Source organism: Glutamicibacter endophyticus (assembly GCF_048457885.1).
GTDB classification, from domain to species: Bacteria; Actinomycetota; Actinomycetes; order Actinomycetales; family Micrococcaceae; genus Glutamicibacter; species Glutamicibacter endophyticus.
Genome location: NZ_CP174200.1, coordinates 1,335,363 through 1,354,006, shown reverse-complemented (window position 1 = coordinate 1,354,006; position 18,644 = coordinate 1,335,363). Strand labels below are relative to the sequence as shown.

Here is an 18,644-nt window from a genome sequence, read left to right as displayed (position 1 = left end):
GGCTCGGGCCTCACGGTGCTACTTAGAACAGCACCCGGGCCAGTTTCTGGCGTGAGGCGGCCACGCGTTCATCGGAGTTGCCCACCACGGCGTACAGTTCGATCAGGCGGCGACGCACGCGTTCGCGATCATCATCGGCCAGCGTAGCGATCAGCGAGACCAGCCGGGCAAAAGCGTCCTCGACATGTCCGCCCACCACGTCAAGATCGGCCACGTTCAACTGAGCGGTGATATCTTGCGGGTTGGCCGCCGCGGCGGCGCGCGCCTCATTCAGATCCAGGTTCGCGGTGCGCGAGAGCAGGCGCACCTGATACACGCCCACCTGGGCCTCGTGGTCATTGGGCTTCTCGTTCAGGGCCTGCAAGTAGGCGGCCTCTGCGGCAGCGTAGTCACCCTCTTCGATCGCGTCGATGGCCTTCTGGTGCAGCGGCGGCAGTTCTGCTTCGGCCGCGGCCTCGCCCTGGCCCAGGGGTGGAATGGTCCCGCCGGGCATACCCTGTTGGGAGGCCAACTCGAGGAGCTGATCGAGCACCTGGGAAATCTGCTCATCACTAGCCGGTCCCTGGAACAGCGGCACCGGCTGGCCCTTGACCAGGGCCACGGTGAGCGGCACCTGCTGTGCCTGGAAGGCTTGGACGATCCCCTGCTGTGCTTCGGCGTCCACCAAACCAAGGGCGAAGGCACCCCCGCGGGCATCGACCAGACGACGCAGCGAAGCATCCAGCTGCACCGAGGCCTGCACGCGCGGCACACCGAGAGAAATCAGCACCGGCACCTGAGCCGACAGGCTGACAAACTGCTGGAAATTCGCTTCGGTAAGTTCGATGCACCAGCTGGCGCCGGCCTGCCCCTCGTTCTGAGCCGTATTTGAGGCGGCCTGCGCCACCGCGGAAAGATCCACGGCCCCGCGGGCTGATGGAATATGTGGTTCAGTCATTGGTAAACCTCGTTTCTGCTAGTCGTCGGCCTGTTTCGCGCCCAGCAAGGTCACTTCACCGGCGATCAGCGAGATCTTCTGGTCGCTATCGGCCGCCGGAATGTAGAACATCACCGGGGTGGCGTAGCTGACTTCAACCGCCTTATTGGAGGTGGAAGATCCCAGCAGGGCCTTGGTCAGGTCGTTGACCACATCCAGCACGTCGGCGTCCTCGCCGCGGCTAAAGGTGACCTTCTCGTTGATGCGCGCCGTCACTAGGGCCCCGCCATCCGGGGTGGAGATGACGCTGGTGTCCTTCTCGTTGACCGAGGTCTTACGCTCGATCTTGGCTTCGTCGCGGTTCTTATCCTCGTCCTTCTGCTTAGCATGCAGCTGCTCGAGGAGCGCGGACTTTTCGAACTGGTCCTTCTCCTTGGCCTTCTCATCGCCCATCACCTTGGCCAGAGCCTTGGCGGCATCCTTCGGCGTGGCCTTCAGCCCCTTGGCGTCGGGCTCGAGCTGCTTCACCGACGGATCGCCCACGGCAATGCCCGGGAAGGTGGAGTTCGGCAACATCTTGGCCGCGAAGACGACCTTGTAGTTTGCCCGAGCGTTATCCTGCTGCAGGGTCAGCGCGGTGGGCAGGGTGTTGGCATCCTGATCCTTGGCGGTCACCACGGTGATGCGGCGCGGGAATTTCACCTCGCTGGCGTTGGGTACCGCGGCGGACCGGACCACCGAGGTTTCCACCGGAATCAGCTTCTCGGCGCCCTTGATCTTATCCTTCAAGATCTTGTAGCGGGTGTCGCGAATGGACTTGAACGCGCCGGCGGCACGCCAACCCAGACGGTCCGAATCGTGCTTGTCGTCGGCGGCGCCGATCTGCTTCTGCACATCCTTGAGCAGGCGGGTCAGCTGCTCTTCGGTCACCACCGGGTAGGCGAGAGACTCGGCGTCCGTGCTCGCGGCGTCCTTCGAGGACTCGGTCTCGGTGGCCTGCTCCGACTTCTGCTCCGACTCCTTCGCCTCATCCGAGGCCTTGGCCTCGTCGGATTTGGCCGGCTCGGATTCCTTGGAGGATTCGGTCGGGCTCATGGGTAGCGAGACCGCGCCGGTGCCCAGTGCCAGCACGGCGGCCAGGGCCACCGAGAACTGCGCCGGGGACTTGGCCGGGGTCTTCTTGGTGTTACCGCGCACCGCCAGCAGGGCGGCACCCAATACGAGCAGCAACGCACCGATGATGATCAGCGGCAGAGCCCACGGCATGGCGTCGTCGTTGTCATAGGTAATGGAGATGTCTACGGGCGCCGGCTTCTTTCCATCGGCGGCCAACAGCAGGGACCACTGTCCGTCATCCGGAGCGGTCCAGCGGTAGGTCATGGTGCCATCGGCCTTCTGCGAGTCGAAGAAGATGTCATCGCCGGCCGGGTTCGGCACCTCCTTCTTCCCGTCGGTGTAGTTGGCCTGCAGGCTGGCATTGGCCCGATCGATCCCCTCGAGGGTGACATGCGCGGCGTCATCCACCCAAGCCTGCACCTCGGCGGAGCGTGCCAGCGAAGCGGTGAATTCGCCCTCACCCTTAATAACCAGTTCCACCGGCGCAAGATGTGCGTCGTTGATAGTTGGTTCGATCACGGTCAGTGGCGCTTCGTCGGAGAACTGCGGCATTGAAGCCGTCACCGTCTCCGGCGGCGCCCAGAAGGTCTTCTGCCCGATGCCGACAATCAGGGCCGCGACCCCGAGCAGCATCGCGATCGCTGAGATAATTTTTCGCACGGCTCCACCCATTCGCCTATGGTCTTCGCTTTTCTAATCCCCAGTCTAACGAGTACCGCCAGAACGTGGTTCCCGCAACCCGGTGTGAGCCTGCTCAATCCGGGTTGCCGGAGGGGATATGCTCAACACTATGGAGCGCAACACCCCCAGTGAACCCCTCGAACCGCAACCCGAGGCCACCGACGAGCAAGTCGAGCCACAGGGGAAGCCCGACGTTGAAGCCGAGCCGCACCCGAGCCCGAGCAGGGTATTGCCCCATCGCGTGACCCGGGCGATGCGCCGGCTGTTGCGTGGCGTCCCCGAACCGGATATCCCCGAGCACCCGCTCAGCGGTGAAGAGAACCCGCAGTTCGAACCGCTCTCGGCCCTGCATCCGATTGCCATCGGTTTTCTGGGCACGCTCGGGGTGGGCATCGCGCTGGGCGGCTTCTACCTGCTGACCAACGTCGGACAGTTGGTCACCTGGATTTCGGTGGCGCTGTTCATCGCCCTGGGACTGGACCCGGTGGTGCGCTTCTTGATGCGTCGCGGGCTCGGTCGCCCGGCGGCCGTGGTGGTCACCATGGTGGGGCTCTTCGCGCTCTTCGGCGGCTTCATGGCGCTGATCATTCCGATGCTGATCACCCAGATCACCCAGTTCATCGACGACGCCCCGGAGATTGTGTCCAACTTCGTGAACAGCGAATGGGTGCATAACCTCGATAACCAATTCGGGCTCTCCGAACGAGTGACCACCGAGGTGGATAAGTTCTTCGGTGATTCCGGGGCCGTGACCCAGCTCTTCGGCGGTGTGCTCGGCGTCTCGCAGACGGTGGCGCAGTCGATGTTCGGTGTGCTGATCGTGCTGGTGCTGGCCGTGTACTTCCTGGCCTCGTTGCCCTCGATCAATCACTTTGCCCTGCGTCTGGCCCCGAACTCCAAGCGCAAGCGCGTCGATCAGTTGTTGACCCGCATCACCCGCTCGGTGGGTAACTACGTGATGGGCCAAGCCAGCGTGGCCGGGCTCAACGCGCTGGTGGCGATGACTCTGATGCTGGTGCTTGGGGTGCCCTTTGCCGCGCTGCTGACCGCCGCGGTGGCGGTGCTGGCCTTCATCCCGATGGTGGGCGCGGTGATTGCCGGGGTGCTGGTCACCCTGGTGAGTTTCTCGCTGGGCTGGCAGAGCGCGCTGGTCTACGCGCTGTGCTACTTCGGCTACCTGCAGGTCGAGTCCTACGTGTTGGCTCCGCGCATCATGAACCGTGCGGTCTCGGTCCCCGGTGCGGTCGCGGTGATCTCGGTGATCGCCGGTGGCTCGCTGATGGGGATCACCGGTGCGCTGATGGCCATCCCGGTGGCCGCCTCGGCGATGATGCTCGTGCAAGAAATCTTCATCGCCCGGCAGGACCGCCGCTAATACCGGTAGGAACGAATCTTCCAGCAGTGCTCATGCCAGTGCCGGCGGGAATTCGCCGCGGCTTCATCCCCCGACCAGTGATCGGCACGCCAGGCCACCACGTGCCCGACGCCGGGGGTGATGGTGCGGTGACAGCCCGGGCAGGTGTAATTTTTCACCGCATTCGCGCCGGCGATCTTGCGCACATGCCACTGCCCGTCCGGGGCATCCTGTAGCCGAACCACCCCATAGCGGGCGGCCTGGATCCAGTCTTCCTCGGGCTCCTGCTCCCATGCCCCGGGCCCGGAGCCACCCCGGGGGTTCGATCCGCGGCGGCGCTTAGGACGGTTATTGCGTGGCATGCCATTAATCATGCCGCACCGGGGCACGCCGGAGCCAACCGAAGACGGTAAAGTGGTGCGGGTGCGTTTAGTGGTTGCGAAATGTTCTGTAGATTATGTGGGCCGTTTGCGGGCCCACCTGCCCCTGGCTACCCGCCTGATCATGCATAAGGCCGACGGCTCGGTGCTGATTCACTCCGACGGCGGCAGTTACAAGCCGTTGAACTGGATGAATCCCCCGCTGACGTTGCGCACCCTCGAGGTCGATGAGGATGCCGCGGCACTGGGCATCACCGAAATCTGGCAGGTCTCCAGCGCTAAAAGCGATGACACGCTGACCATTAACTTCCACGGCGTCGAACACGACTCCGCCCACGAACTGGGCACCGACCCGGGGCTGATCAAGGACGGCGTGGAGGCCGACCTGCAGCGTCTGCTCGCCGAACAGATCGAACTGCTCGGCGACGGGCACACCCTGGTGCGCCGCGAGTACATGACCGCGATCGGTCCGGTGGATATTCTGGCCCGCGATGCGCAGGGCGCCACCGTGGCGGTGGAACTCAAGCGCCGCGGCGATATCGACGGCGTCGAGCAGCTGACCCGTTACCTGGAGCTGCTCAACCGCGACCCGCTGCTCAAACCCGTGCAGGGAGTCTTCGCCGCCCAGCAGATCAAACCGCAGGCTCGCACGCTGGCCGAGGACCGCGGCATCCGTTGCCTGGTACTGGACTACGATGCGATGCGCGGCGTCGATGACTCGGCGGGCCGCCTCTTCTAGACTTGGGGTATGAACACAGCCCAGCGCACGGTCATCTTTGCCACCCTGGTTTCGGACGGGCAGCGCATCACCGAGGGCGCGTTGGCGCTCGAGGGCGATCGCATCAGCTTCGCCGGCACCCGCGATGACTTCGCCGCCCTCGAGGACGCGGCAAGTTACACCGACTATCCGGTGCCCGAGGGCACCATCATCACCCCGGGGCTGGTGGATCTGCACTGCCACGGGGCCATCGGGGCGGACTTCCCGGCTCCCGAACCCGAGGCGGTGGGCAAGGCCATCGACTTCTTGCACCGCTCGGGTACCACCACGCTGCTCGGCTCGCTGGTCACCGCCGAACCGGCACTCATGGTGCAGGCCGCCGAGGCGCTGGCCGACTTCTGTGAGGACGGGCTGCTGGCCGGTATCCACTCCGAGGGCCCCTTCCTCTCCGCCGCACGCTGCGGCGCCCAGGACCCACGCTTCCTCGGCGACCCCGATCCGGAGTTCGTCGACGAGCTGGTCATGGCCGCCCGCGGCAATCTGCGCACCATGACCTACGCCCCGGAGCTAGCCGGTAGTGAGGAATTGCTCGAACAGCTAATCTCCCACGGGGTGGTGCCCTCGCTGGGGCACACCGACGCCAGCGCCGCGCAAACGCTCGACTCGCTGAACTTCGCCCGCGAGCAGCTGGCCAGCGCCGGCGTGGATGGCTTCACCGAGCGTCCCACCGTCACCCACCTCTTCAACGGCATGCCGCCGTTGCATCACCGCGCCCCGGGCCCGGTGGCCGCCTGCCTGCAGCTGGCGGCTCGTGGCCAGGCCGTGGTGGAGCTGATCGCCGACGGCGTGCATCTGGATCCGTACACCGTGCAGTGGGTCTTCTCCACGGTCCGCTCCCCCAACATTCTGCTGGTCACCGATTCGATGGCCGCCGCCGGGCTCGCAGACGGAAAGTACAGCCTCGGCCCGCAGCAGGTACAGGTCAAGGACGGTCAGGCCCGGTTGATCTCCGACGGTTCCCTGGCCGGTGGCACCGCCACGTTGCTGCAGGTGGTGCGGGGCACCGTGGCCGCCGGGGTACCGCTGGAACACGCCATTCTCTCGGCCACGAGCGTCCCGGCCACGCTGATCGGCCTGGCCGATGAGGTCGGTTCGCTGCATCACGGCTTCGCCGCCAACCTGTTGCTGCTCGACGAGCACCTGAACCTGCAGCAGGTGTTCCGCCAGGGCGAGCTGCTCCCCACCCCGGTCACGGCCTAGTACTGCCGGTACGCAAAATCCCCCGCACCTCCCGAAAACTTCGGGTGGTGCGGGGGATTTTTTGCCCTGCGAGTACTAGATATGCCAGTTGCCAGCGATCGGACCGGCCTCGAGCCACGCGGAAAAACCCGTGTAGTCGCGGTAGTCCATGGCCAGCAGCAACTCCTGCCCGTCACGGGTCAGTTGCACGACGATGAATCCGGGCGGTAGTTGCCCGACCTCCTGGTCGTTGGGCTGTCGCCAGCCGGAAATATCCAGCCCGCGGCGTTCGAGCATAAATCTCGGCTGCGGGGAGATCGAGAAAAACCGCAGCAGATCCACATGCGCCCTGCCATAACGGCCGATGACCAACATCCAACGCCCCTTGGGCGTTTTGATGGAGGCATCGAAGGTGCCCAGGGTGCGTCGCAGTTGATAGCGACGCACCGCCATGGCACCAAAGAACGCGACGATGCCGGCGCAAACCAGCAGCGCGATGAGAACTGGTGCGGTGATCTCGATCAATGCCGGGCCTACGCTGCGTTAGCAACCACAGCGTTGTCGGCCACGATCACCACGCGATCCGAATCGACGGAGATGAAACCGCCGTCGATCTGCACGGTGAAACGGGACTCGGACACCGGGTCGATCTCCAGGTCCCCAGCGGCGAGCACGGACAGGGTCGGAATGTGACCGGGCAGAATACCGATCTCTCCGTCCACCGAACGTGCCTTGACCAGTTTCGCGTCGCCGGCCCACACGAAGTGGTCGGCGGCCACGATTTCGACCTTCAGCTCGGCCATGCTACTAGCTAGCCTTCTGGATGTCGGCCCACTGACGCTCGACGTCGTCTAGGCCACCGACGTTGAAGAACGCCTGTTCTGCGATGTGGTCCAGGTCGCCGTTGCAGATGGCCTCGAAGCCTTCGATGGTGTCCTTCAGGGCCACGGTGGAGCCCTCGACGCCGGTGAACTGCTTCGCGGTGTAGGTGTTCTGCGAAAGGAACTGCTGGATGCGACGGGCGCGAGCCACGACGATCTTGTCCTCTTCGGAGAGCTCGTCCACACCGAGGATCGCGATGATGTCCTGCAGTTCCTTGTTCTTCTGCAGGATCTGCTTCACGCGGGTGGCCACGTCGTAGTGGTGCTGACCGATGTACTGCGGATCGAGGATACGCGAGGTGGAGGTCAGCGGGTCGATCGCCGGATAAAGACCACGCGAAGCGATCTCACGGGAGAGCTCGGTGGTTGCATCCAGGTGGGCGAAGGTGGTCGCCGGTGCCGGGTCGGTGTAGTCATCGGCCGGGACGTAGATCGCCTGCATCGAGGTGATCGAGTGACCCTTGGTCGAGGTGATGCGCTCCTGGAGCAGACCCATCTCATCGGCAAGGTTCGGCTGGTAACCCACGGCCGAAGGCATGCGACCGAGCAGGGTCGACACCTCGGAACCGGCCTGGGTGAAGCGGAAGATGTTGTCGATGAACAGCAGCACGTCCTGGTTCTGCACATCGCGGAAGTACTCCGCCATGGTCAGTGCCGAGAGTGCCACGCGCAGACGAGTTCCTGGCGGCTCATCCATCTGGCCGAATACGAGGGCGGTGTCCTTGAGCACGCCGGCCTCATCCATTTCCACCCAGAGGTCGTTACCCTCACGGGTACGCTCACCCACACCGGCGAATACCGAGGTACCACCGAAGTTGCGAGCCACACGGGTGATCATTTCCTGGATCAGCACGGTCTTGCCCACGCCGGCGCCGCCGAACAGGCCGATCTTGCCACCCTGAATGTACGGGGTCAGCAGGTCGATCGACTTGATGCCGGTCTCCAGCATCTGGGTCGAGCCCTCGAGGTCCGAGAACTTCGGGGCCTGACGGTGGATCGGCCAGCGCTCGGACACCTGGATCTCCGAGTTGTCAACGTCCAGGGCGTCGCCCAGCACGTTGAAGATGTGGCCCTTGACTCCGTCGCCAACCGGGACGGAGATCGAGGCGCCGGTGTCCTTCACCACGGTGCCGCGGACCAGGCCGTCGGTGGCCTGCAGCGACACGGCGCGCACCAGGTTGTCACCCAGGTGCTGGCTGGTCTCGAAGGTGATCTTCTTGGTTTCGCCGTTGAGGGTTAGCTCAGCGGTCAGTGCGTTGTAGATTGCAGGCAGTGCATCGGCTGGGAACTCGACGTCCACGACCGGGCCAATCACGCGGGCAATACGACCGGTGGCCCCTGCGGTAACCTGCTCGTTGAGTTGGGCAGTCATCTTTCTCACTTCTATCTCTGGTAGGAACGCTCGGAAATTAGCTGCTCAGCGCGTCGGCGCCGGCCACAATTTCGGAGAGCTCCTGGGTGATTTCAGCCTGACGGGCGTTGTTACGCAGTCGCGTGTACTTCTTGATCAGTTCACCCGCGTTGTCACCGGCGGCCTTCATCGCGCGCTGGCGTGCTGCCAGTTCGGATGCGGCGGCCTGCAGCTGGCAGTTGAACAGTCGCGAATCGATGTAGCGCGGCAGCAGTGCATCGAGCACATCCTCCGGCGTCGGCTCGAATTCGTACAGCGGAAGCAGCTCGTCGGTCGGGGTCTCGGACTCGTCCTCGACAACCTCCAACGGCAACAGACGGATTACCGTCGGTTCCTGCGTGACCATCGACTTGAACTGGGTGTAGACGACGTGGATCTCGTCCACGCCACCCTGCTCGTAATCGTTAGCGAAGTCCTCAAGAAGGACCTCGCGCAGCTCACGTGCGGTTTCAAATTGCGGGGCGTCAGTCCCCCCGGTCCACACCCGTGCGTACTCGCGCGAGCGGAAGTCAAAGTAAGCCTGTGCCTTGCGGCCGACCAGATAGGTCTTGACTTCCTTGCCCTCCTCATGCAGGAGTTCGACGAGGTGCTCTGCCTGCTTCAGAACGCTGGCGGAGTAGGACCCGGCGAGTCCACGGTCGGAGGTCATCACCAACACCGCGGCACGGCGCACAGTGGCCGGCTCGGTGGTCAGTGGGTGGTCAACCTCGGCCTGGGACGCGACGGCGGTAACTGCACGGGTAATCGCATTGGCGTACGGCAACGAGGCCGCAACACGGCTACGTGCCTTGCCGATGCGGGATGTAGCGATCAGTTCCATCGCCTTGAAGATCTTGCGCATCGACGAGGTCGAGGCAATCTTCTGGCGGTAGACCCGGATCTGGGCTCCCATGTATGTCCTTTCCTTATTCCCTACGCGATGTGGCGCTGCGGCCCGTTGCCGGGCCGCAGCCCACTAGCGTGAAGGAAAATGTCAGCGCTTCTGCTTGACGATCTGTTCCTGGTCGACTGCCTCGGCATCCAGAGCGTCGTGCTCCTCGTGCCCGGCGGCCACCAGCTGGCTGTCGCCGTCGCCGAAGAAGCCAGCCTTGAAGTCGGCCACGGCCGTCTTCAGAGCTTCGACGGTCTCGTCTTCCAGCTTGCCGGTTTCGGCGAGGACGGTCAGTACCTGGGTGCGGTGACGCAGGTAGTCCAGGAACTCGGACTCGAAGCGGCGCACATCCTCCACCGGAACGTCGTCCAGGTGACCGTTGGTACCGGCCCACACGGAGACAACCTGGTCTTCAACCGGGTACGGGGTGTACTGGCCCTGCTTGAGCAGTTCCATCAGACGGGCACCACGGGTCAGCTGCTGCTTCGAGGCGGCATCCAGGTCCGAGGCGAACATCGCGAAGGCCTGCATATCGCGGTACTGAGCCAGTTCCAGCTTTAGCGTACCGGAGACCTTCTTCATGGCCTTGACCTGAGCGGCACCACCCACGCGGGACACCGAAATACCCACGTCGACGGCCGGACGCTGGTTAGCGTTGAACAGGTCCGACTGCAGGAAGATCTGGCCGTCGGTGATCGAGATGACGTTGGTCGGGATGTAAGCCGACACGTCGTTGGCCTTGGTTTCGATGATCGGCAGACCGGTCATCGAACCGGCGCCCAGCTCGTCGGAGAGCTTGGCGCAACGCTCCAGCAGACGGGAGTGCAGGTAGAACACGTCGCCCGGGTAGGCTTCGCGTCCCGGCGGACGACGCAGCAACAGCGACACGGCGCGGTAGGCTTCGGCCTGCTTGGACAGGTCATCAAAGATGATCAGAACGTGCTTGCCACCGTACATCCAGTGCTGGCCGATGGCCGAGCCTGCGTAGGGTGCCAGGTACTTGAAGCCGGCCGGGTCGGATGCCGGGGAAGCCACGATGGTGGTGTACTCCAGCGCGCCCTGCTCCTCGAGGGTCTGACGCACGGCGGCGATTGTCGAAGCCTTCTGACCAACGGCCACGTACACGCAGCGCACCTGCTTGTTCACATCACCCGAGGCCCAGTTGGCCTTCTGGTTCAGGATGGCGTCGACGGCGATTGCGGTCTTACCGGTCTGACGGTCACCAATGATCAGCTGACGCTGGCCACGGCCGATCGGGATCATGGCGTCGATGGCCTTGATACCGGTCTGCAGCGGCTCGTGCACGCTCTTACGCTGGGTCACGCCCGGAGCTTGCAGCTCCAGTGCGCGGCGGCTTTCGGCCTCGATCGGGCCCAGGTTATCCAGTGGCTCGCCCAGCGGGTCGACCACGCGGCCGAGGTAGCCATCGCCAACCGGAACCGAGAGGATCTCGCCGGTGCGCTCTACCTTCTGGCCTTCTTCGATCCCGGTGAAGTCACCGAGGACCACGACACCGATTTCACGGGTGTCCAGGTTCTGGGCCAAGCCCAGGGTGCCGTCTTCGAAGCGAAGCAGCTCGTTTGCCATAACGGAGGGAAGACCCTCCACCTTTGCAATACCGTCGCTTGCCGTGATGACGCGTCCCACTTCGGTACGCTCTGCCTTGCCCGGTTCGTAGGACGCTGCGAACTCGTTTAGGGCATTACGGACATCGTCGGCGTTGATGGTCAAGTCGGCCATCTGCAGTCCCTGCTCTCCTAAATTGTGATCCGCTCACGGCGGATCGAATGTGAATGAAGTCTGTGGTGGTCCCGGCGCGGCCAGGACTTCGGAATCGAAGTCCTAGCCGGCCAGGGCGCGGCGCACCTCGGCCACGCGAGCGGCCACGGAAGCGTCGACAACCTCGTCGCCAACCTTAATGACCAGACCGCCTACGAGCTTGGGATCAACGGTTGCGTTGATCTTCAGCTCGCGGGAGTAGAGCTTGTTCAGCCCGGCACCCAGACGCTCAAGCTGAGCGTCGGAGAGCTTCACGCTACTGGCCACCTCGGCGATCCAGCGCTGCTGGCGCTTAGCGACCAGCTGCACGAAACGCTCCACCAGGTTCAGCGGCTTCATCCCGCGAGGGTTGGCCACCGCCTGGCCGATGAGCAGCTGCGCACCGCGCGTGGCGCCCGGCACAAGCTTCAGTGCCAGTTCCGTCTTGGCCTGGGCCGGAGCCTGTGCATCGTCCAACGCACGCTGCAGTTCGTGGCTTGCACGCACTACCTCGATGAAGGAGAACAGGTCCTGTTCCAGCTGAGCCAACGATGATGCGCCGTCGGTCTGCTCGGCCACCGCGGCAACCGAAGTCACCGCCAGCGTCTCCAGCGCATCGCTAATGTCGCGTTCCGAGCTCCAGCGGGTGGAAGCCAACTGTGCGACGGTGTCCTCGGCATCGGCCGAGACCTTGCCGCGCAGCAACTGCGCCAACAGCGCAGCCTTCTCGTCGGCTTCACGGGCCGGATCAGTCAATGCGCGGCGTAGACCGGCGTTTGCATCCAGTACTTCCAGGACCGCGAACAGTTCCTTCGGCAACTCCAGAGATGCGGTGGCCAACTTGGGTTCAATGAACTCCAAGGCCCTTGCCAATGACTCGCTCGTTACACTTGCCATTAGTTCGATGCACCTGCGTTCTGCTGGGCTTCCAAATCGTTCAGGAACTTGTCAACCACGCGCTGGGCACGGGCGTCGTCCTGCAGAGCTTCGTCAACAATCTTGCTAGCCAATTCGGTGGCCAAGGTGCCAACATCGCTACGCAACGACGCCAGTGCGGCGGAGCGCTCGGCGTCGATCTGGCGGTGAGCCTGCTCGGTGATACGAGCTGCCTCGTCGCCTGCCTTGGTCTTCAGATCGGCAAGGATCTGTGCACCTTCGCTACGTGCTTCCTCACGAATGCGGTTAGCCTCGGTGCGTGCTTCCAGAAGCTGAGCCTTGTACTGAGCCAAGGTCTCCTCTGCTTCCTTCTGTGCAGCCTCAGCCTTCTCCAAACCGCCTTCGATCGCGGTGACGCGATCTTCGTAGGACTGCTCGAACTTCGGAGCAATCACCTTGACGACGATGAAGAGCAGCAACGCGAAGCCTACGCCCGTGACGAGAATTTCCCACGGGTTCGGCAACAACGGGTTAACTGATTCGCCCGCAGCGAGGATGAAGTCAGTGCTATTCATTCTCACTATTCCTTATCTACTAGTTTTCGCTTGATGTATGGGCCTCGCGATAGTGGCGAGGCCACTACAAACTCGCGAAAAGACTAGGCGCCGATGACGAAGGCGAAAACCAGGCCCAGGATGGCCAGTGCTTCGGCCAGTGCGAAGCCGAGCATGGCGATCGGCTGCAGGATGCGCTGTGCTTCCGGCTGACGAGCCACGCCGTTGATGTAAGCGGCGAAGATCAGGCCCACGCCGATTGCCGAACCGATAGCAGCCAGGCCGTAGCCGATCATGTTCAAGGAGCCGTGCAACATGTGATTATGTTCCTTTCAAGATACCGATGGTCTCGGTAGGTTGTGAGGTATTCCCTTTGGTGGCCAAGGGGAAATTCTTTGAATGGTCGAAGAAGAGTTGGCCTCTAGTGGGCGTCGGCTTCAATCGCGCCCTGGATGTAGATCGCGGTCAGCAGGGCGAAAACAAATGCCTGCAGCACCATGATCAAAAGTTCCAGGAAGTACATGGCGACCGAACCGACGATGACCAGAACACCCAAGCCGTTCATGGCAAGGTTTTCCTGCATCACAATCAGGTAACGCGCGCCTGCGGCGGCGAGCATCACGATCATGTGGCCGGCCAGCATCGTTGCCATCAAACGCAGCGAGTGCGTCAGCGGGCGAACGATGAAGTTGGAAATGAACTCCAGCGGAATCATCAACGGCATGATCCAGCCCGGGACGCCCGAAGGCATCACCATGAGCTTGAAGAACTTGATGCCGTGGTTCTTCAGACCCACAGCGATCCAGGTGCCGTAAATGATGATGGCCATCGCGTATGCAGAACCGGCGTGTGAGAACGACGGCAGCTGCAGGAACGGGATCGCCCCGAAGAGGTTGTTCAGCAGGATGAAGAAGAAGGTGGCGAACAGCAGTGGAATCCACGGGCGGAAGTTCTTCTCACCGATAATGTCTCGACCGATGCCATTACGCACGAAGGCGTAGCCGGACTCGGCGAGGAACTGCATCTTGCCTGGAACCAGCTTCGGGTTCTTGATGGCCGCGGTGAAGAACCAGGTGATCAACACGATCGACAGCACGATCATGAGCATCTGCTTGCCGAAACCGGTGCCGTACTCCGCCATCCACGGGAAGAGATCCGGAAGGTGGGTGTCGGACACGGTCGGCGGAATGAATCCGCCTTCTTCTGAGGCCATTGGGAGCGCAAACGCGATCAACGCGCTGTCCTCTCTGCAGTAACGGTCACGGGCAAAAGGCGGTGACTGGCGGTAACTGCCCCTCACCGTGTGAAGTAAAGATCATTCGGGCATCAGCGCGTCAGCACAGGGTATCGACGCTGATGAGACACCGGCCGGCGGCTGGTATCCCACGCCGTCGAACCCGCCGGTCATCCGCAGTGGCGGAGGACCGGAAATGACCCAACGTAAGCCTATCAAACTCACAGCTTCGCTAATGACATAATCCGTCGACGAAGCACTAGTCCTCGTGGTAAATCGCCAAGCGGGTTTTCATGAAGGCGCGGATCTCTCCGGCCTGCCAGGCCACCAAGCTAATGGCGGCACCCAGCACGAAGCCCTGACGATCGACCCATCCGGGCAAACCCAGGTTAAGTAACACGAAGGCCAGACCGAAAACCTTGAGCACGAAGACCGCCAAAAACGCGGGCATAGCCCACGAACGACGGATGCGCCCAGCGATCTCGGCCACCAGAATTCCCAGCGCAAAGAACCCGACGACGACCCCGGCCGCCAGCGCCCCACTCAGTGCATACTGAAGGTCCGCCACCAGCCAAGAAATCAGGAAAAAGCCGGCGGTGGCAACACTTGCATAGACCAGTGAGGTGCCGAGAATCGGGAGCCATATGGATTCGGGGGCGCTCGCGGCGGTCAAGCGGTTGGAATTGGCTTTCACTAATTCACCCTCGCCTTTATGCCTCGACCGCCCGGTGCTAGGAACCATGCGGAGTTGATGATCGACTTCCCCAGCGCACCGCATACGGGTGTACACAATGAACTAGGTATCACTTGAATTCTACACGAGATAGAAACCACTTGCAGACGTGCGACTACCCCGCACGCCCGGTGCGTTTATCGCGAAGTTGCAGCGCGCGGCGACGCACCAACGGCCACCAGGTTAAAAGGCCGACGCCAAGACCCAAAAGCAGGCATAGCGGGATCAAAAGGGTCAGTGGAATGAAGGCCACGAGCACCACGGTGAGCGCCACAAAAATCGCCCATAAGTAGAGCAACAACACGCTTTTACGCACCGAGTGCCCTTGCGCGAGCATCTTGTGGTGGATGTGCTTCGAATCGGGAGCAAAAGGCGAGCGCCGCTTGCTCAACCGGCGGATTACCGACAGTCCCAGGTCCAGCACCGGGAGGAAGACGATCACCGCCGGCAGCACGATGGGCATATAGGCTGGCACATTGCGGAATCGGTACGCCTCGATGCCCTGCACATCGCCGGTCACGGCAATGGTCGCCACCGAGAGCACCAGGCCGATGCCCAGCACCCCGGACTCCCCCATGAAAATGTTCGCCGGGTTGAAGTTATGCGGCAAGAACCCAAGGCATGCTCCGAGCAGCAGCGCACAGATCAGCGCCGAAAAGTTTGCGTAATCTTCGGCGTTGACGTGCGTGGCCAGCACATAGGAGTAGAGGAAGAACGTCGCGGCGCCAATGGCCGCCAGCCCGGCGGCAAGCCCGTCCAGACCGTCGGAAAAATTCACCGCGTTCATGGTCATCACAATCAGCAAAATCGTGATGCTGGCCTGCACCCAAAACTGTTCGATCTGCCACGAGCCCACCGGCAGCGCTTGGATGACAATGCCGTGGGCGACGACGATTCCGGCGATCGCGATCTGCCCGCCGAGCTTGATCCACCATTTCAGGTCCATCAGGTCATCGGCCAGGCCCAAAATACACACGGCCACGAGCGCTAGGCCGACGCCGCGGATGGCATCGGTGGACTCGTAGACGGCGGAGAAAAACCTCAGGTAACTAGCCAGCCACAGCCCGGCACCGAGCGCCGCGATAATGCCCAGGCCGCCGAATTTCACGATCGGTGCGGTATGCACGTCACGATCGCGCAGCTGTTGGCCCGCGGTAAACCGTTCGCCCACCGACCTGACCACCGGGGTCAGCAAGTAGCTGACCGCGAAACTAAAGGCGATCAGCAGGACATAGAGTCTCATGCGCCGGCGGTTTCGGGCTCTTCGCCAAGGTCTAGCAGGTCGGGCACGACCTCGCGTAACTGCTCGATGCTCAACGCTCCGGCGCGCACCAGACGCAGCCGCTCACCGGTGGCGTCGACGATGCTCGACGGTGCCGCATCCGGATGCAAACCACGCGCTCCCCCGTCGAGATAGACATCCACACTGTCACCGAGCTGTTCGCGGGCTTCGTCGACGGTGGTCGCCGCCGGCTGACCGGAACGATTCGCCGAGGAGACCGCCAACGGACCGGTGTGGCGCAGAAGCTCCAGCGCCACCGCATCGTCGGGCACACGCAGCGCCACGGTGCCCTTGGTCTCCCCCAGGTCCCAGGTCAGCGAGGGCTGGGCATGCAAAATCAGGGTCAGTGCCCCGGGCCAAAACTTGTCGGCCAGCGCACGGGCCGCATCGGGAATGTCGCGGGCCAAGCCGTCCATGGTGGCGCTTTGCGAAATGAGCACCGGCGGTGGCATGGTGCGTGAACGGCCCTTGGCCGCCAGCAGCATCGCGACGGCCTGCGGACTGAAGGCGTCGGCACCGATGCCGTAGACGGTGTCGGTGGGCAACACGATGCACCGCTTCTCGGCGAGGGCGTCACGCGCGGCGGCCAAGGAGGCCTCGCGCCCGGATTCTTCGCTGACATCAAATCGAGTACTCACGTTGCTTATTCTTTCATGCGCTACTCGGGCTTGCGGCCACTGGTGGCCCGTGCCCGCTGGGTTAAATCTTCATGGCCACGCACCGCGGTGAAACCGGCCTGCCGCAACATCTCGGCGGCGCTGTGCTGCTGCACCTCGGCGTGTTCCATCACAAACAGTCCCCCGGGCCGCAGCAGACGCAGCGCCTGCGCGGTGATGGCCCGGGGAATCTGCAGTCCGTCCTCGCCCAACCCGTAGAGAGCCATCTGCGGGTCGTGCAAATACACCTCGACCTCGCGCGGCACCGCTCCGGGCGGAATATAGGGCGGGTTACTGATCACCAGATCCATGCCGCCCTCCAGCTCTGCCGGCAGCTGCGTGGCATCGGTGTGCAACACCTGCACCCCGTGCGGCTCGCAATTTTGCCGGGTGTAGGAGATCGCCTCGTCGGAGAGCTCCACCGCCCACACCTGCGCGGCGGGAAGCTCGCTGGCCAGCGCCGCGGCGATGGCCCCGGACCCGGAGCACAGATCGATGCAGCGCGGTGCGCTCAGCCCGGCCCGACTCAGGAAATCCAATCCCACCTGCACCACGGTTTCGGTCTCCGGGCGCGGAATGAACACGCCCGGGCCCACCGCCAGCTCCAGATAGCGGAAGGCGGCGCGCCCGGTCAGGTGCTGCAGCGGGATCCGTTCGGCGCGGCGACACACCAACTGCTCGAAGAGTTCGACGTCGGCATCCGGCAACTGGGTGCCGTGCAGGGCCGCAAGTTCCAGCTCGGAGAGTTCCATGCGCGTGGCGAAGCAGAGCAGGATGCGGGCGTCGGCGGCGGGGCTGGGCACCCCGGCCGCCGCCAGCGTGGCGCTGGCCGCGCGGCGCAAGGCCGCGATCGATCGGTCCATGCCGTTCTTAGTGCTGCTCGCCGAGGGCCGCGAGGCGCTCTTCCTCGTCCATGGCGATGCACGAGTCGATCACCGGCTGCAGTTCACCGTTCATCACCGCATCCAAGTTATAGGCCTTGTAGCCGGTGCGGTGATCGGCGATGCGGTTCTCCGGGAAGTTGTAGGTGCGGATGCGCTCGGAGCGGTCCATGGTGCGGATCTGGCTGGCACGCTGGGCCGAGTTCTCCGCATCCACCTGCTCCTGCTGGTAGGCCAGCAGGCGCGAACGCAGCACGCGCATGGCGGCTTCACGGTTCTGGATCTGCGACTTCTCGTTCTGCATCGCCACCACAATGCCGGTGGGCAAGTGGGTGATGCGCACCGCCGAGTCGGTGGTGTTCACCGACTGGCCGCCGGGGCCCGAGGAACGGTACACGTCGATCTTCAAATCGTTCTGGTGGATCTCGATTTCCTCGGGCTCATCCACCTCGGGCAGCACCAGCACGCCGGCGGCCGAGGTGTGAATGCGTCCCTGGGATTCGGTCACCGGCACGCGCTGCACACGGTGCACGCCACCTTCGAACTTCAGCTGGGCGTATACGCCTTCGGCCGGGTCGTTCGAGGAGCCCTTGATGGCCACCTGAGCGTCCTTGTAACCGCCGAGATCGGACTCGTTGTAGGAGATCATTTCGACCTTCCAGCCCTTGGTTTCGGCAAAGCGCGTGTACATGCGCAGCAGGTCCGCGGCGAACAGCGCCGCCTCGTCACCGCCTTCGCCGCCCTTGACCTCGAGGATCACGTTGCGGCCGTCGTTTTCGTCGCGCGGAATCAGCAGGCGGCGCAGGCGCTCCTCGAGCTGCGGCAGGGCCGCGGTCAGGGTTTCGACCTCCTCGGCAAAGTCCGGGTCTTCGTCGGCCATTTCGCGGGCCGCTTCGAGGTCCTCGGAACTCTGCTTCCACCGGTTGTAGGCGTCGACAATGCCGTTGAGCTGTGCGGAGCGGCGCCCGAGCTTGCGCGCCAGCGCCTGGTCGGCGTACACCGCGGGGTCGGAGAGCTGCTGCTGGATGCTGGCGTGCTCCTCGAGCAAGGGCTTGACGGATTCGAACATGGTGGAGGTCTTCCTTCGATATGTGCGCGAACGC

At 63.4% G+C, this 18,644-nt stretch carries 20 protein-coding genes; 3 read left to right on the top strand and 17 right to left on the bottom strand.

Going from position 1 to position 18,644, the window contains the following annotated elements:
* Nucleotides 1-22 precede the first annotated feature (22 nt).
* Nucleotides 23-937 (bottom strand): co-chaperone YbbN, encoded by a 915-nt coding sequence (locus tag ACJD00_RS06435; RefSeq protein WP_418908982.1) that lies wholly within the window; start codon nt 935-937, stop codon nt 23-25.
* A gap of 18 nt (nt 938-955) precedes the next feature.
* On the bottom strand, nt 956-2,692 hold the full coding sequence (locus tag ACJD00_RS06430) for a hypothetical protein (protein WP_418908981.1): 1,737 nt from the start codon (nt 2,690-2,692) through the stop codon (nt 956-958).
* Nucleotides 2,693-2,822: 130 nt separating this feature from the next.
* Between ACJD00_RS06430 and ACJD00_RS06425 the strand changes: the two genes are divergently transcribed.
* The gene (locus tag ACJD00_RS06425) at nt 2,823-4,088 is read left to right on the top strand and encodes an AI-2E family transporter (protein ID WP_418908980.1); all 1,266 of its coding nucleotides are present in this window, start codon (nt 2,823-2,825) and stop codon (nt 4,086-4,088) included.
* Here ACJD00_RS06425 and ACJD00_RS06420 read toward each other — a convergent pair.
* Nucleotides 4,085-4,429 (bottom strand): hypothetical protein, encoded by a 345-nt coding sequence (locus ACJD00_RS06420; protein ID WP_418908979.1) that lies wholly within the window; start codon nt 4,427-4,429, stop codon nt 4,085-4,087. The two genes, ACJD00_RS06425 and ACJD00_RS06420, sit on opposite strands and share 4 nt — an antisense overlap.
* A 61-nt stretch (nt 4,430-4,490) precedes the next feature.
* Between ACJD00_RS06420 and nucS the strand changes: the two genes are divergently transcribed.
* A complete protein-coding gene (gene nucS, locus ACJD00_RS06415) occupies nt 4,491-5,186 on the top strand; it encodes an endonuclease NucS (RefSeq protein WP_418909316.1) in 696 nt (231 codons plus the stop codon).
* 9 nt (nt 5,187-5,195) lie between these two features.
* On the top strand, nt 5,196-6,425 hold the full coding sequence (locus ACJD00_RS06410; protein ID WP_418908978.1) for an N-acetylglucosamine-6-phosphate deacetylase: 1,230 nt from the start codon (nt 5,196-5,198) through the stop codon (nt 6,423-6,425).
* A 75-nt stretch (nt 6,426-6,500) separates the two neighbouring features.
* Here ACJD00_RS06410 and ACJD00_RS06405 read toward each other — a convergent pair whose 3' ends face one another.
* The 14 genes from ACJD00_RS06405 to prfA form a co-directional block, all read right to left on the bottom strand.
* A complete protein-coding gene (locus ACJD00_RS06405) occupies nt 6,501-6,929 on the bottom strand; it encodes a DUF2550 domain-containing protein (protein WP_309407726.1) in 429 nt (142 codons plus the stop codon).
* Nucleotides 6,930-6,937: 8 nt separating this feature from the next.
* Nucleotides 6,938-7,207, bottom strand: a complete 270-nt coding sequence (locus ACJD00_RS06400; protein WP_309407728.1) for a F0F1 ATP synthase subunit epsilon — start codon at nt 7,205-7,207, stop codon at nt 6,938-6,940.
* A 4-nt stretch (nt 7,208-7,211) separates the two neighbouring features.
* The gene (gene atpD, locus ACJD00_RS06395) at nt 7,212-8,657 is read right to left on the bottom strand and encodes a F0F1 ATP synthase subunit beta (RefSeq protein ID WP_309407730.1); all 1,446 of its coding nucleotides are present in this window, start codon (nt 8,655-8,657) and stop codon (nt 7,212-7,214) included.
* Nucleotides 8,658-8,694: 37 nt separating this feature from the next.
* Nucleotides 8,695-9,588, bottom strand: a complete 894-nt coding sequence (locus ACJD00_RS06390) for a F0F1 ATP synthase subunit gamma (protein ID WP_418908977.1) — start codon at nt 9,586-9,588, stop codon at nt 8,695-8,697.
* Between the two features lie 81 nt (nt 9,589-9,669).
* Nucleotides 9,670-11,307, bottom strand: a complete 1,638-nt coding sequence (atpA, locus tag ACJD00_RS06385) for a F0F1 ATP synthase subunit alpha (RefSeq protein WP_309407733.1) — start codon at nt 11,305-11,307, stop codon at nt 9,670-9,672.
* 102 nt (nt 11,308-11,409) lie between these two features.
* On the bottom strand, nt 11,410-12,222 hold the full coding sequence (locus ACJD00_RS06380; RefSeq protein ID WP_418908976.1) for a F0F1 ATP synthase subunit delta: 813 nt from the start codon (nt 12,220-12,222) through the stop codon (nt 11,410-11,412).
* Complete coding sequence (locus tag ACJD00_RS06375) at nt 12,222-12,776, bottom strand: F0F1 ATP synthase subunit B (RefSeq protein WP_309407735.1); 555 nt, start codon at nt 12,774-12,776, stop codon at nt 12,222-12,224. The genes ACJD00_RS06380 and ACJD00_RS06375 overlap by 1 nt, the downstream gene beginning before the upstream one ends.
* A gap of 83 nt (nt 12,777-12,859) precedes the next feature.
* Nucleotides 12,860-13,072, bottom strand: coding sequence for an ATP synthase subunit C (locus ACJD00_RS06370; protein ID WP_013348621.1), 213 nt, complete (start codon nt 13,070-13,072; stop codon nt 12,860-12,862).
* 104 nt (nt 13,073-13,176) lie between these two features.
* On the bottom strand, nt 13,177-13,968 hold the full coding sequence (atpB, locus tag ACJD00_RS06365) for a F0F1 ATP synthase subunit A (protein WP_418908975.1): 792 nt from the start codon (nt 13,966-13,968) through the stop codon (nt 13,177-13,179).
* Nucleotides 13,969-14,248: 280 nt separating this feature from the next.
* Nucleotides 14,249-14,683 carry a hypothetical protein gene (locus tag ACJD00_RS06360; RefSeq protein ID WP_418908974.1) on the bottom strand — a complete coding sequence of 145 codons (435 nt, stop codon included), beginning with the start codon at nt 14,681-14,683 and terminating at the stop codon, nt 14,249-14,251.
* A 154-nt stretch (nt 14,684-14,837) separates the two neighbouring features.
* On the bottom strand, nt 14,838-15,965 hold the full coding sequence (locus ACJD00_RS06355) for an MraY family glycosyltransferase (protein WP_418908973.1): 1,128 nt from the start codon (nt 15,963-15,965) through the stop codon (nt 14,838-14,840).
* Nucleotides 15,962-16,642 carry an L-threonylcarbamoyladenylate synthase gene (locus ACJD00_RS06350; protein WP_418908972.1) on the bottom strand — a complete coding sequence of 227 codons (681 nt, stop codon included), beginning with the start codon at nt 16,640-16,642 and terminating at the stop codon, nt 15,962-15,964. The genes ACJD00_RS06355 and ACJD00_RS06350 overlap by 4 nt, the downstream gene beginning before the upstream one ends.
* Before the next feature lie 20 nt (nt 16,643-16,662).
* A complete protein-coding gene (prmC, locus tag ACJD00_RS06345) occupies nt 16,663-17,523 on the bottom strand; it encodes a peptide chain release factor N(5)-glutamine methyltransferase (RefSeq protein ID WP_418908971.1) in 861 nt (286 codons plus the stop codon).
* A 7-nt stretch (nt 17,524-17,530) separates the two neighbouring features.
* On the bottom strand, nt 17,531-18,610 hold the full coding sequence (gene prfA, locus ACJD00_RS06340) for a peptide chain release factor 1 (RefSeq protein ID WP_309407741.1): 1,080 nt from the start codon (nt 18,608-18,610) through the stop codon (nt 17,531-17,533).
* Nucleotides 18,611-18,644 lie beyond the last annotated feature (34 nt).

Coding starts and splice junctions, on each gene's coding strand:
- ACJD00_RS06375 (WP_309407735.1), bottom strand. CDS start 12,776: ATGAATAGCACTGACTTCATCCTCGCTGCGGGCGAATCAGTTAACCCG.
- atpA (WP_309407733.1), bottom strand. CDS start 11,307: ATGGCCGACTTGACCATCAACGCCGACGATGTCCGTAATGCCCTAAAC.
- ACJD00_RS06435 (WP_418908982.1), bottom strand. CDS start 937: ATGACTGAACCACATATTCCATCAGCCCGCGGGGCCGTGGATCTTTCC.
- ACJD00_RS06380 (WP_418908976.1), bottom strand. CDS start 12,222: ATGGCAAGTGTAACGAGCGAGTCATTGGCAAGGGCCTTGGAGTTCATT.
- ACJD00_RS06420 (WP_418908979.1), bottom strand. CDS start 4,429: ATGCCACGCAATAACCGTCCTAAGCGCCGCCGCGGATCGAACCCCCGG.
- ACJD00_RS06410 (WP_418908978.1), top strand. CDS start 5,196: ATGAACACAGCCCAGCGCACGGTCATCTTTGCCACCCTGGTTTCGGAC.
- ACJD00_RS06400 (WP_309407728.1), bottom strand. CDS start 7,207: ATGGCCGAGCTGAAGGTCGAAATCGTGGCCGCCGACCACTTCGTGTGG.
- prmC (WP_418908971.1), bottom strand. CDS start 17,523: ATGGACCGATCGATCGCGGCCTTGCGCCGCGCGGCCAGCGCCACGCTG.
- ACJD00_RS06370 (WP_013348621.1), bottom strand. CDS start 13,072: ATGTTGCACGGCTCCTTGAACATGATCGGCTACGGCCTGGCTGCTATC.
- ACJD00_RS06390 (WP_418908977.1), bottom strand. CDS start 9,588: ATGGGAGCCCAGATCCGGGTCTACCGCCAGAAGATTGCCTCGACCTCG.
- ACJD00_RS06355 (WP_418908973.1), bottom strand. CDS start 15,965: ATGAGACTCTATGTCCTGCTGATCGCCTTTAGTTTCGCGGTCAGCTAC.
- atpB (WP_418908975.1), bottom strand. CDS start 13,968: ATGGCCTCAGAAGAAGGCGGATTCATTCCGCCGACCGTGTCCGACACC.
- ACJD00_RS06425 (WP_418908980.1), top strand. CDS start 2,823: ATGGAGCGCAACACCCCCAGTGAACCCCTCGAACCGCAACCCGAGGCC.
- prfA (WP_309407741.1), bottom strand. CDS start 18,610: ATGTTCGAATCCGTCAAGCCCTTGCTCGAGGAGCACGCCAGCATCCAG.
- atpD (WP_309407730.1), bottom strand. CDS start 8,657: ATGACTGCCCAACTCAACGAGCAGGTTACCGCAGGGGCCACCGGTCGT.